The following is a 12,261-nucleotide window of genomic DNA, read 5'->3' on the forward strand; positions in this document are numbered from 1 at the left end:
CGTGTGTCAGGGAACGCCACCACCAGGTTCGCCAACGTCGCGCTGCTGTCCGTGGCCAGCCGGATCCCCTCGCGGGTCACGCCGTCGGCGCAGATCCAGCAGCGTCTCTCCGGGGCGCTGAAGCGCCTGCGCCTGCCCCGCACCCTGCTCGAACGGGTCGCCGGAGTCAAGGAGCGGCGCAACTGGGCCGAGGGCGAGGACGTGAACGCCGCGACCGTCGCCGCCGGGCAGCAGGCCCTGGACGAGGCGGGCGTCGACCCCAGCGACGTGGGCCTGCTCATCAACACGTCGGTGACGCGCAAGCACCTGGAGCCGTCGGTCGCGGTGGGTCTGCACCACGGGCTGGGCCTGCCCAGCTCCGCCGTGAACTTCGACGTCGCCAACGCCTGCCTCGGGTTCATCAACGGGATGAGCATCGCGGCCGGGATGATCGAGTCGGGGCAGATCCGCTACGCCGTCGTCGTCGACGGCGAGGACGCCGACGACATCCAGGACGTGACGATCGAGCGGCTGCTGCGCGAGGACGCCGGCCGCGACGACTTCATGCGGGAGTTCGCGAGCCTCACGCTCGGGTCCGGGTCCGCCGCGGCCGTGCTGGGGCGCGCGGACGAGCACCCCGCCGGGCACCGCGTGCTCGGCGGCGTCACCCGGGCCGCGACGCAGTTCCACGAGCTGTGCGTCGGCAGCACCGAGGGCATGTTCACCGACGCCCAGGCGCTGCTCGACGGCGGCCTGGAGCTCGTGGTGGACGCCTGGAAGGACGCGACGGCCGACTGGGACTGGGGGTCGATGGACCGCTACATCACCCACCAGGTCTCCCGCGTGCACACCAACGCGATCGTCGAGGCCGTGGGGCTGGACAGGAACCGCGTGCCCACCACGTACCCCTACCTGGGCAACGTCGGGCCGGCGTCGGTGCCCATCACGCTCGTCGAGGAGGCGCGGTCCCTGCGCTCGGGCGACCGGGTGCTGCTCATGGGGGTGGGGTCGGGCATCAACACGGCGATGATGGAGCTCGCCTGGTGACGGGCCCGGCGACCCGACCTGGCACCGACGCCGTGACCCGCGACGCGGACACCGTCCCGCCCGGCCTGCCGGGCCTCGACCCGCGGTACAGCCACGTGCTCGCCGTGCCCGACGAGTCGTCCGGCGCCGGCGGCACGACCGGCTGGCACTACCTCGACAACCGTGCCGATCTGGCGGCACGCGGCGTGACCCCGGTCGGCACCGTCCTCGCCGTGCACGGCAACCCCACCTGGTCGTACCTGTGGCGCGACCTGGTGCGCACCGCCGCCGACGCCGGCTGGCGCGTCGTCGCCGTCGACCAGCCCGAGATGGGCCTGTCCGCGCGGACCGGCGCCCGCCGCACGCTCGCCGACCGCGTCGCCGACCTCGGCGCCTTCACCGACACCCTCGGCCTGTCCGGTGCCGACGCCGGCCCGGTCGTGACGCTCGGCCACGACTGGGGCGGCGTCGTCTCCCTCGGCTGGGCGACCCGCCACCCGGACCTGCTCGCCGGCGTCGCGCTGCTCAACACCGCCGTCCACCACGGCGACGACGACCCGATCCCCGCGCCGCTGCGCCTTGCGCTCGCCGGCCCCGTGCACCGGCTCGGCACCAGCACCACCCGCGCGTTCCTCGACACCACCCTGGCGCTCGCCCACCCGCGCCTGCCCGACGACGTCGTGCAGGCCTACCGCCTGCCGTACCGGACCGCCGCCGCGCGCGCCGGCATCGAGCAGTTCGTCGCCGACATCCCGGCCCGCCCCGACCACCCGAGCCGCCCGGAGCTCGACCGCGTCGCCGCCGGGGTCGCCGCCCTCGACGTGCCCGCGCTGCTGCTGTGGGGCCCCCGCGACCCGATCTTCTCCGACCGCTACCTCGACGACCTCGTCCACCGGCTGCCACAGGCCCGCGTGCACCGCTTCGCCGGCGCTGGGCACCTGCTTGCCGAGGACGTCGACTGGGCGCCGGCTCTGCTTCGCTGGTTGCGCTCGTCGGTGGTGGGCTCGCTGTCGCCGTCTGGGGCGCTGTCGCCGGAGGGGTCGGCGCCCTCGCGCACGGATGCGTTCACGGGCCCTGGGGGGCCCTCCACTTCGGGATTGACATCCGTGCGCGAGGCCCCCGACCCCTCCGGCTCGTGCACCGGGTCGGCGTCGTCAGTGTCGTCGGCGGCCCCGGGCTCCGGGGGCGCGTCGGCGCCGTCGGCTTCTTCGCCCACGTTCGTGCCGATCTGGGCGGGGCTGGACGGGCGGGCCGACGACGGGGGTCCCGCCGTCCTGGACATGTCAGAGGCCGGACGGGCGCGCGGCCAGGAGTACCTGACGGTGAGCTGGCGGGCGCTGGACCGGCAGGTGCGGCGCATCGCCGCCGGGCTGCACGGGATCGGGGTGCGGCACGGCGACCGGGTGTCGCTGCTGGTGGAGCCCGGCCCGACGCTGACGGCGCTCGTGTACGCGTGCCTGCGCATCGGTGCCGTCGTCGTGGTGGCCGACGCCGGCCTGGGCGCACGCGGCATGACCCGCGCGCAGCGGGGCGCGTGGCCGCGGTTCGTGATCGCGCAGCGCAAGGGGCTCGCCGCCGCGCGGGCGCTCGGCTGGCCGGGCGTGCGGATCTCCGCCGACCCGCTGCCCGGCGCCGTGCGGCGCGCCCTCGGCGTGACGCACGAGCTCGTCGACGTCGCGCGGGCCGGCGAGGGTGTCGCGCTGCCGGCCGAGCCGGGGCCGGACGACGAGGCCGCGGTGCTCTTCACCTCCGGCTCGACCGGGCCCGCCAAGGGCGTCGTCTACACGCACGCCCAGCTGGCCGCGCTGCGCGACGCGCTGTCGGGCCACTTCGACGTCGGCCCCGAGACCGGCCTGGTGACGGGGTTCGCCCCGTTCGCGCTGCTCGGGCCGGCGCTCGGCACGCGGTCCGTGACGCCCGTGATGGACGTGTCCGCGCCGCGCACCCTCACGGCGCGTGCGGTCGCGGACGCGGTGCGCGCCTCCGACGCGCGCATCGTCTTCCTCTCGCCCGCGGCGATCCTCAACGTCGTCGCGACGGCCGACGAGCTCGACCCCGGCGACCGGGCCGCGCTCGCGCGCGTGCGCACGTTCCTCTCCACGGGCGCGCCGATCAGCGCCGACCTGCTGGGCCTGGCCGCCGACCTCATGCCCGCCGCGACCGCGCACACCCCCTACGGGATGACCGAGTGCCTGCTGGTCACCGACATCACCCTGGACGGCGTCCGGGCCGCGGCCTCCCGGCCCGACGACGGCGTGTGCGTGGGCCGCCCCGTCGCCGGCGGCGAGGTGCTCGTCAGCGCGCTCGACGCCGACGGTGCCGCCACCGGCGACCCGAGCGACGCGCCCGGGATGCTCGGCGAGGTGCTGGTGCGCGCCGGGCACCTCAAGGAGCGGTACGACCGGCTCTGGCTCACCGACGTCGCCGCGGAGCGGGACACCCCGCCGGGGCGCTGGCACCGCACCGGCGACGTCGGGCACCTCGACGGCGGCGGGCGGCTGTGGATCGAGGGGCGCCTCGCGCACGTGCTCACCACGGCCGACGGCCCGCTGGCGCCGGTCGGGCCCGAGCAGCACGTGGAGCGGGTGCCGGGGGTGCGGCGGGCGGCCGTGGTCGGCGTCGGGCCGGCCGGGCGGCAGCAGGCCGTCGCCGTCGTCGAGCCGGTGACGAGCCGGCGTGCCGCCCCGCGGGGCGCGTCACCGGCGCGCCGCCCGGGCCTGGCACCCCACGACCTCGCCGACGCCGTGCGCGCGGCGTCGCCGGTGCCGCTCGCGGCCGTGCTGGTCGCCCCGCAGATGCCCACGGACGTGCGGCACAACTCGAAGATCGACCGGGCCCGGCTCGCCGCCTGGGCGGACGGGATCCTCGCCGGTGGGCGGGTGAGCGCGCCGTGACGGTGCTGGTGACCGGCGCCTCCGGGCTGCTGGGCGGGGCCGTCGCCCGCGCTCTCGTGGCACGGGGCGACGACGTCCGGACCCTGCAGCGGCGGCCCTCCGGCGTCGCCGGGACCACCGACGTCACCGGGTCCCTGACCGACCCCGCGGCCGTCGCCCGCGCCGTCGACGGGGCGGACGCCGTCGTCCACCTCGCGGCCAAGGTGTCCCTCGCCGGGGAGCCCGGCGCGTTCGACGCCGTCAACGTGGAGGGCACCCGCACGCTGCTCGACGCCGCCGAGCGGTCCGGCGTGGCTCGGTTCGTGCAGGTCTCCTCCCCGTCGGTCGCGCACGCCGGGTCGTCGCTCGTGGGCGTGGGGGCCGACCCGGCCGACCCGGCCCGTGCCCGCGGCGACTACGCGCGCACCAAGGCGGCCGCGGAGCTGCTGGCGCTCGGCCGGGACGCCGCCGCGCACGGGCCTCGCGTCGTCGCCGTCCGGCCGCACCTCGTGTGGGGTCCCGGGGACACGCAGCTCGTGGAGCGCGTCGTCGACCGGGCACGACGCGGCACGCTGCCGCTGCTCGGCCACGGCGCAGCCCTCATCGACACGATCTACGTCAACAACGCCGCGGACGGCATCGTCGCGGCGCTCGACCGGCTGGCCGACGCGCCCGACGTCGTCGGCGGGAACGCGTACGTGCTGACGAACGGTGAGCCCCGCACCGTCGCCGACCTGCTGGCGGGGATCTGCCGCGCCGCGGGGGTCGAGCCCCCGCGGCGCCGCGTGCCGGCCGCCGCCGCGCGTGCGGCGGGCGGCCTGGTCGAGGCCGTGTGGCGGGTGCGGCCCGGCGCCGACGAGCCGCCGATGACCCGCTTCCTCGCCGAGCAGCTGTCCACCGCCCACTGGTTCGACCAGCGCGCCACCCGCGCCGACCTGCGCTGGACCCCGTCGGTGAGCGTCGACGAGGGGATGCGGCGGCTGGCCGAGCACTACGGCGGCGCCGCTCAGGGCCCCCGAGGGTGACCGGGGGCTCCTCTCGGCAGGTCGACGCGCCCGGGAGCGCCGGGCCGTGGGCTCACCGGAGGCTGAGGTCGACCCACACCAGCCGGTGGTCGCTGGACGGGAACGGGTAGGTGCCCGTCAGGCGCGACAGCGGGTCGTCCGTCGTCGGCCAGAAGACCCCGGAGTCGCGCACCCGCAGGTGCTTCGACGGCAGGACGTAGTCGGCGCGCAGGTTCCCTGGCGCCGTGTCGGCGAAGTCGGCGGTGTCGAGGGCGGGGTCGCCGGTGTGCTCGCCGTTGGCGCCGCCCTGGAGCGCGGCGGCCTCGACGGCGCCGTCCGACGTGGGCGCCGGGTCGGTGATCCGCGGGTGGTCCAGGAGCTGGTCGATCGCGGCGTCGTACGAGTCGCCGTCGTGCGGGTCCGCGTTCTGGTCGCCGAGGATCACGAACCGCGCGCCCGGCTCGAGCCCGCCGCGGCCGCCCTCGTCGTCGTAGACGTACGACGACCGTGCCCCGGGCTGCACGTAGTCGGCCCAGAACCGGATCTCGTCGTGGTTGCGGCGGCCGTTGCGGTCCTCCGGGCCGTCGAACGTGGGCGGCGTCGGGTGCGAGGCGAGCACGTGCACGGTGCGCCCGCCGACGACGACCGGCACGTCCCAGTGGGACTTGCTGGACAGCCGCACGACGTCCAGCTCCTCCGGCGTGAACCAGTCCGCGGGCTCGGGGGTGGACGGGTCGTCCGGCAGCAGCGCGCCCGGCATGTCCTTCCACAGGAAGTGCTGGAACGTGCGCACCTCGTCGGAGGCGACCGGGTACTTCGACAGCACGACCATCCCGTACTGCCCGGGGAACTCGCCGAAGCCGAACGCGTCGTCGCCGCCGCCCACCGCCCCGTCGTCGTTCAGGTCGTGGCCGCTCGGGACCCCGGTGTTCGACGGCGCGGTGTACGCGTACGGGTACGTCACCGGGTCGGCGCCGCCCTGCGAGACCTCGAGGTAGTGCTCGCGGAACAGGTCCACGGACGCGCCCGCGGCGTCGAAGTCGAACTCGTTGAGCAGGACGACGTCCGGGTCGGCGCGCTGGATCACCTCCGCGACCGTCGCCGCCTGCGGGTCGTCCCCCGTCGACAGGTCGGACTCCAGCTCGCCCTGCGCGGCGCGGTTGAGCGACAGGTTGTACGTCGCGACGCGCAGCGGCTCGTCGGGGCCGGGGGAGTGCGGTCCACCGGCGGCGTGCGCGGCGAGCGGGGCCGCGGCGGTGGCCACGGCCACGGCGAGGGCAGTGCCGGCGGTCAGGGTGCGTCGTCGCTGGGTCACCCGGCCACCGTAGGCCGACAGGGTGACGAACGGCCGACCGCGAGATGAAGTCCAGGCCGCTTGCCCGGTCGCGCGCGTGTGTGACATCCTCGTGTAACCGTTTCCATGGAAACGGTTACACGGCACGACGAGGCGGCAGGGAGGCCGAGATGCGGTCGGTGACGATCCGCGACGTCGCGGCGCTCGCCGGCGTCTCCGTCGCGACGGCCTCGCGCGTGCTGTCCGGCCACCCCGCGACCTCGCCGTCCTCGCGCGAGAGGGTCGAGGCGGCCGTGGCCGACCTCGGCTACCGGCCCGACGCCCGGGCGCGGTCCCTGCGCAAGGCCCGCACCGGCACGATCGGCGTCCTCGTCTCCGACGTGCGCAACCCGTTCTTCGCCGAGATCGCCTACGCCGTCGAGCGCCGTGCCCTGCGGGCCGGCATGGCGACGCTCGTGTGCAACGCCGACGAGTCCGTCGACCAGCAGGACCGGTACCTCGACCTGCTGGTCTCGCAGCGGGTCGACGCGATGGTCGTCGCCCCGCAGGGCGACGGCTCGGGCTCGCTGCAGGAGGTGCTCGGCCTCGGCATCCCGATCGTGTTCGTGGACCGCACGCTCGCCAGCGGCGGCACCGGCGTCCCGAGCATCACGTCGGACAACCGCACCGGCCTGCGCGAGGCCGTCACCCACCTCGCCGGCCTGGGGCACCGCCGGGTCGGGCTCGTCGCCGGGCCCCACGAGACCTCCACGGGGCGCGAGCGCCTGCGCGCCTACCGCGACGCCGCGGCCGCCGCCGGGCTCGACCCCGACCCCGCGCTCGTCGTCCAGGGAGACTTCCAGCAGGCGAGCGGGGCCGCCGGCGCCCGCCGCCTGCTCGACCTCGCCGACCCGCCGACCGCGGTCGTGGCGGCCGACTCGCTGATGACGCTCGGCGCGCTCTCGGTCCTGCGCGAGCGGGGCGTCGCCGTCGGCGCGGACGTCTCGCTCGTCGGCTACGACGACCTGCCCGCGTTCGCCCTCGCGACCCCGTCGCTCACCGTCGTCGCCCACGACCCGGCCCGCATGGGCGCGCTCGCCGCGGACGCGGTGCGCGACCTGCTCGCCGGCCGCGCGGCGACGTCGACCGTCCTGCCCACCCACCTCGTCGTCCGCGGGTCCACCGGTCCCGCCAGGAGGCCCGCATGATGCAGTCCCGCACACCCACCGGCACCACCCCGGGACGGGTGGTCGTCGTCGGCTCCACCAACGCCGACATGCTCGTGACGGCGGCGGCCCACCCCGCCCCCGGCGAGACCGTGCTCGGGCACGGCATGAGCGTCACGTCCGGCGGCAAGGGCGCCAACCAGGCGGTCGCCGCCGCCCGGCTCGGCGCGGACGTCGCGTTCGTCGGCGCCGTGGGCGACGACGAGTTCGCCGCCGCCGCGACCGCCGGGCTGCGCGCCGCCGGCGTCGACCTCGGGGCGCTGGCCGCGGTCCGCGGTGAGCGCACGGGGATCGCCGTCGTCACGGTCAGCGACGACGGGGAGAACTCGATCGTCGTCGTGCCGGGCGCCAACGCGACGGTCGACGCCGACCGGGTGGGCGCGCACGCCGACCTGGTGGCCGGCGCGGACGTCGTCGTGCTGCAAGGCGAGATCCCCCGCTCGGGGATCGAGGCCGCCGCGAGCGCCGCCCGGGGCCGTCTGGTCGTCAACCTCGCGCCCGTGGTCGACGTCGACGAGCGCGTGCTGCTGGCCGCCAACCCGCTGGTGGTGAACGAGCACGAGGCCCAGCTTGTCGCGCGTCAGCTCGGCGTCACCGAGGCCGGCGGCGAGGACGCCCTCGTGCGCGGCCTCCTGGAACGCGGCGTGCGCTCCGTCGCCCTGACGGTCGGGCCGCGCGGAGCCCTCGTCGGCCAGGGCGACGACGTCGTGCACGTGCCGTCCCCGCGGGTGCGGGCGGTCGACACGACCGGGGCGGGGGATGCCTTCGTCGGCGCCCTCGCGCGGGGCCTGGCCGCCGGGGAAGGGCTGGTCGACGCGGCCCGGACGGCCGCCCGCGTCGGGGCGTTCGCCGTGCTCGCGCCAGGGGCGCAGGCGTCCTACCCCGGCCCCGAGGACGAGCTGCCGCTCGTCCTCGGGTGATGCCGGTGCCGGGTCCCGGCGTCAGGGCGTGGCGCGCGCGGCGAGCATCCGCTTCACCGCCCGCACGTCGCTGGGGTAGGTGCGGTAGAGCGCCGACAGCACCGCCGCGTTGACGAGCATGAGCACCACGAGCACGCCGAGGAACACCTGCTGGATGCCGAGGCTGACGGCGAGCTGGCCGGCGCCCAGGGAGAACAGCGCCCACCCGATCGTCTCGAAGACGGTGATGAAGACGGCGAAGGCCTGGCCGCGCAGCTCGGGGAGCACCACCGAGGCGACGATAGGCCGGTTGACCGGCGGGTTCATGCCCTGGGCGGCGCCCATGAGCGCCCAGAACGCGCCGTAGACCGCGATGCTGTCGTAGGCGACCTGCGTGCCGAGGAACGCCGCGACCGCGAAGGCGACCTGCGCCCCCTGGATGTACGCGACACGACCCCGGTCGGGAAACGCGCGGTCGATCAGCCCGAGCAGCTGCCCGCCACCGAGGGTGCCCACGAGGTAGCCGACGCCGAACGGAGCGAGCACCACCGCGGCGGTCGCGTTGTCGAACCCGCGCTCGGTCACCAGGAACGTGACCCCGAAGACGTTGATGAGCAGGTGTCCCGACAGCAGGCGCGACAGCATCATCACCGAGAAGGTCGGGACACGGAACAGGCCGAGCACCTCGCGCAGGCTGACCCGCCGCTGGCCGCGCCGCTCGGCGTCGAGCCCGGCGAGCTCGGGCTCCGACGCCCCGACGCCCGGGTCCTTGATGAGGAGCCACTGGGCGATCCCCGCCAGGACGGCGACGGCCCCCATCGTGACCAGGCCGAGCCGCCAGCCTTCCGCGGACCGCGTGAAGAGCCCGAGGAGCGGCCCGATGAACGCCGCGATAGCGCTGACCGACCCGTAGAAGTACGACATCGCGCGGCCGCGGTTCCGGTCGTCGAACGAGTCCATGATGAGGGCGTTGCTCACCGGGGACCCGCCGACGAGGGACGCCGCCATGAGGGTGTTCAGCACGAGCAGGCTCCAGTAGCCCTGGCTGAACGCGGCGGCGACGCCGAACGCCCCGCCGAGCAGCGACGTGACCACCAGGACGGTCTTGCGGGACGTGCGGGCCGCCAGCCACGTCCACACCGGGCCGGCCGGCGCGGAGGCCAGCTTGCCGACGGCGGTGAGCGTGCCGAGGTGGCTGCTGTTCAGTCCCAGCGACGCCGCGATCGTCGGGAAGATCGTGCTGATGACGCTGCCCTCGGTGCTGTCGATCGCGGTCGACCCGGTGAGGGTGAAGAGGTTGCGCCAGCGGTGGGGGAGCCTGGCGGGGTCGGTCGCCGGGCCGCCGGAGGCTGGGACGGTGGGCTCGGTCGGGGCGGGGTCGGTCGAGGTGGTCATGGCGGGTCCTGTCGTCGTCGTCAGGGAGCGGGAGGGGCGGCGGGCGTCGTCAGCCGACGGGGGTGCGGGCGAGGTCGTCGTCGATCGCGCGCAGGGTCGCCGCCGGCACGGTGGCGTGGGCGGCGAGGTCGAGGAGGCTGGTCCCGGTCGGGAGCGTGAGCGTCTCGGTGCGGGTGAGGTCGGGCGCGTGGCGCTCGACGACGGCGCGGGTGGCGGGGTCGGCGAGGACCTCGTGCAGCGGGGCGCGCAGCAGCGCGGGGGCGCGCAGGTCGTCGAGGGCGGGCAGTGGTTCGGCGACGGCGGCGGCGCGGCCGGCGTGGGCGCGCACACGCAGGTGCTCGCGGGTCACGGGTCCCGTCGCGGGCAGGCCGAGGCGTTCGTACTGGGAGGCCGGCGCGTCGGTGTCGCGCATCAGCTCGACGAGGAGGGCCGCCATGCGCAGCTCGGCCTCGTCGTCGACCAGGGGGTGGTCCTGGCCGGGGTCGGTCTCGAGGTCGAACAGCAGGGTGCCGTGGGTGTGCGAGTTGAGCCAGCCGGCCGTCACGGGCACGCGCAGGGTGCGCAGTCCCCGGGTGAAGGTGAACGGTTCGGCGGGTGTCCAGTCCGAGAGCTCGTCGACGGCGAACCGTTCGCGCATGTGGGTGGGCATGAGGGTGTAGTTCTCGAGCGGCGTGTTCGCGGGGGTGTCGGCCGCGCGCATGTACACGTGCCGCCCGTCGGTGACGTTGACGTGCCCGCCGTGGATGCCGAACAGGGCGCCGTCGCGCACGGGCCGGTCGTCGCCCAGGACGGCGGCGAGGTCGTGGCCCTGCATGTCGGGGGTGGGGGCGAGGTCGAAGTACCGCAGCACCGTGGGCGCGATGTCGATGGTCTGGGCGAGCGCGCCGCGGCGGGTGTCGCGGCCGGCGGTGCGCGGGTCCCACAGGAACATCGGCAGGTGCACCAGCTCGTTGAACCAGGGCTGCACCGACTTGGCCCACCAGCCGTGCTCGCCGAGCAGGAACCCGTGGTCGGTGTTGACGAGCAGCAGCGTGTCGTCCCAGAGGCCGTGCGTGTCCATGGCGTCCAGGACCCGCCCGAGGGAGCGGTCGCACATGGAGACCAGGGCGGCGTACTCGGCGCGGGCGTGCTCGACCTGGCTCGCGGGCTCGGTGACCTTGCGGTATCCGGGCCAGTCGAACTCGGGGCCGTCGTAGTCGTGGGGGTAGAGGTCCTTGTACTTCTGGTGGGTGAAGAACGGCTCGTGCGGGTCGAACAGCTCGATCTGCAGCATCCACCGGTCGGCGTCGGCGTTGGTCTCGAGGAAGTGCAGCCCGGCGTCCACGGTGCGCGTCTGGGAGTGCTCGGCCTCGGTGGGCATGTAGGAGCGGTTGACGGCGTCCTGGTACCGCATCCGGCCGCCGAGTCCCTCCGGGGCGGAGGTCGCGACGACGCCCTTCCACGGGTCGCCCTCCTGGCCGCGGAAGAACTCCCAGGTGGTGTAGCGCGTGTGGTAGGTCGCGCCGCCGTCCTCCCAGTAGTGCGGGTGGTCGGACACCAGGTGGGTGTGCACGCCGGCCTCGCCGAGCATCTGCGGCATCGAGTCGTCGAACGGCTCCAACGGCCCCCACGAGCGGTGCAGGAAGTTGTACCGGCCCGTGTGCATCTCCCGCCGCGCGGGCATGCACGGCATCGAGCCGGCGTAGAAGTTGTCGAAGGTGACGGCCTTGGACGCGAGCCGCGCGAAGTTCGGGGCATCGACGAACGTGTCCGCGTACGGGGCGAGCAGGTGCCGGTTCAGACTGTCGAACATCAGGACGATGGCGCGCACGAAGGGCTCCGGGGTTCTGGGTGACGGGGGATGGGGTGGTGCGGCCCGGTCAGCGGGCGCCGGCGGCGGCGGGGAGGTGGTCCGGCATCGTGACGCCGTCCCGCGCCAGCTCGTCCCGCAGCTCGATACACGCGTCGATGTGCGTGTCGATCGAGGCGGCCCCCTTGGTGTGGGACCACTCGTGGACGGTGTGGGCGAGCGCCTCGTCGTAGGGGAGCGTGGTGGCGACGTCGGTGCTGCGGTCGCGGTGGCGGAACCGGGCGACCTGCGCCTGCCGCGCCTCGATCTCCGTGTCGAGCAGGCGCAGCACGTCGTCGCGGGACATGAACCCCGAGAACGACAGCCGCACCAGCAGCTCGGGGTCCTCGAAGCGGGTCGGCGGCTGGTAGGGGCCGGTGAGCCAGTCGAGGAAGACCGTCTCGCCCTCGGCGGAGACGTGGTACGTCTTGGCGTCCTGCGCGCCGGGCCGTGACTCGACGGCGTGCCACACCCAGTCCCGCTCCTCCATCCGCGCGAGGCTGCGGTACACCTGGCTCATCTGCGTGTTGGAGCGCATGAACCGGCCGCTCGTGTCCATGAACTTCTTGAGGTCGTAGCCGGTCGAGGGGTGCTGGATCAGCACTCCCAGCAGGATGATCTCGAGCTTCATCGCCGTCTCCTCGCCCACTGCCGTGTGGGTGTCGATCGGGTGCCATCTATGGCACTAGTGGAATGGATTGACCATGACACAAGTGGAATCGAGCTGTCAACGGTCGGGCCCCGCGCGGCGGGTGTCG

At 75.1% G+C, this 12,261-nt stretch carries 9 protein-coding genes; 5 read left to right on the forward strand and 4 right to left on the reverse strand.

The features are described 5' to 3' along the window. Positions 1 to 3: 3 nt before the first annotated feature. From EYB28_RS02855 to EYB28_RS02865, 3 genes are read left to right on the forward strand one after another with little or no spacing between them, the layout of a single operon-like run. Positions 4 to 1,026 carry a 3-oxoacyl-ACP synthase III gene (locus EYB28_RS02855; RefSeq protein ID WP_166844683.1) on the forward strand — a complete coding sequence of 341 codons (1,023 nt, stop codon included), beginning with the start codon at positions 4 to 6 and terminating at the stop codon, positions 1,024 to 1,026. Then, complete coding sequence (locus tag EYB28_RS02860) at positions 1,023 to 3,899, forward strand: alpha/beta fold hydrolase (protein ID WP_240930362.1); 2,877 nt, start codon at positions 1,023 to 1,025, stop codon at positions 3,897 to 3,899. Before EYB28_RS02855 ends, EYB28_RS02860 begins: the two co-directional genes overlap by 4 nt. Further along, a complete protein-coding gene (locus EYB28_RS02865; protein WP_166844685.1) occupies positions 3,896 to 4,903 on the forward strand; it encodes an NAD(P)-dependent oxidoreductase in 1,008 nt (335 codons plus the stop codon). The genes EYB28_RS02860 and EYB28_RS02865 overlap by 4 nt, the downstream gene beginning before the upstream one ends. 52 nt (positions 4,904 to 4,955) lie before the next feature. Here EYB28_RS02865 and EYB28_RS02870 read toward each other — a convergent pair whose 3' ends face one another. Next, a complete protein-coding gene (locus EYB28_RS02870; protein ID WP_205710824.1) occupies positions 4,956 to 6,197 on the reverse strand; it encodes an endonuclease/exonuclease/phosphatase family protein in 1,242 nt (413 codons plus the stop codon). A 149-nt stretch (positions 6,198 to 6,346) separates the two neighbouring features. Here EYB28_RS02870 and EYB28_RS02875 point away from each other — a divergent pair, with 149 nt between their 5' ends. Both EYB28_RS02875 and EYB28_RS02880 read left to right on the forward strand, forming a co-directional pair. After that, positions 6,347 to 7,363 carry a LacI family DNA-binding transcriptional regulator gene (locus EYB28_RS02875; protein WP_166844687.1) on the forward strand — a complete coding sequence of 339 codons (1,017 nt, stop codon included), beginning with the start codon at positions 6,347 to 6,349 and terminating at the stop codon, positions 7,361 to 7,363. Next, positions 7,360 to 8,301, forward strand: a complete 942-nt coding sequence (locus tag EYB28_RS02880; RefSeq protein ID WP_370459432.1) for a ribokinase — start codon at positions 7,360 to 7,362, stop codon at positions 8,299 to 8,301. Before EYB28_RS02875 ends, EYB28_RS02880 begins: the two co-directional genes overlap by 4 nt. A gap of 21 nt (positions 8,302 to 8,322) precedes the next feature. On the opposite strand, the gene EYB28_RS02885 is transcribed toward EYB28_RS02880, so the two are convergent. From EYB28_RS02885 to EYB28_RS02895, 3 genes are read right to left on the reverse strand one after another with little or no spacing between them, the layout of a single operon-like run. Then, complete coding sequence (locus tag EYB28_RS02885; RefSeq protein WP_166844689.1) at positions 8,323 to 9,675, reverse strand: MFS transporter; 1,353 nt, start codon at positions 9,673 to 9,675, stop codon at positions 8,323 to 8,325. 49 nt (positions 9,676 to 9,724) lie between these two features. Beyond that, positions 9,725 to 11,485 (reverse strand): sulfatase, encoded by a 1,761-nt coding sequence (locus EYB28_RS02890; protein ID WP_166844691.1) that lies wholly within the window; start codon positions 11,483 to 11,485, stop codon positions 9,725 to 9,727. A gap of 49 nt (positions 11,486 to 11,534) precedes the next feature. Then, positions 11,535 to 12,134 (reverse strand): PadR family transcriptional regulator, encoded by a 600-nt coding sequence (locus EYB28_RS02895; RefSeq protein ID WP_166844693.1) that lies wholly within the window; start codon positions 12,132 to 12,134, stop codon positions 11,535 to 11,537. Positions 12,135 to 12,261 lie beyond the last annotated feature (127 nt).

The sequence above is a fragment of the Isoptericola sp. BMS4 genome (assembly GCF_011634835.1).
Lineage (GTDB): Bacteria > Actinomycetota > Actinomycetes > Actinomycetales > Cellulomonadaceae > Isoptericola.

Coding starts and splice junctions, on each gene's coding strand:
- EYB28_RS02875 (WP_166844687.1), top strand. CDS start 6,347: ATGCGGTCGGTGACGATCCGCGACGTCGCGGCGCTCGCCGGCGTCTCC.
- EYB28_RS02880 (WP_370459432.1), top strand. CDS start 7,360: ATGATGCAGTCCCGCACACCCACCGGCACCACCCCGGGACGGGTGGTC.
- EYB28_RS02885 (WP_166844689.1), bottom strand. CDS start 9,675: ATGACCACCTCGACCGACCCCGCCCCGACCGAGCCCACCGTCCCAGCC.
- EYB28_RS02895 (WP_166844693.1), bottom strand. CDS start 12,134: ATGAAGCTCGAGATCATCCTGCTGGGAGTGCTGATCCAGCACCCCTCG.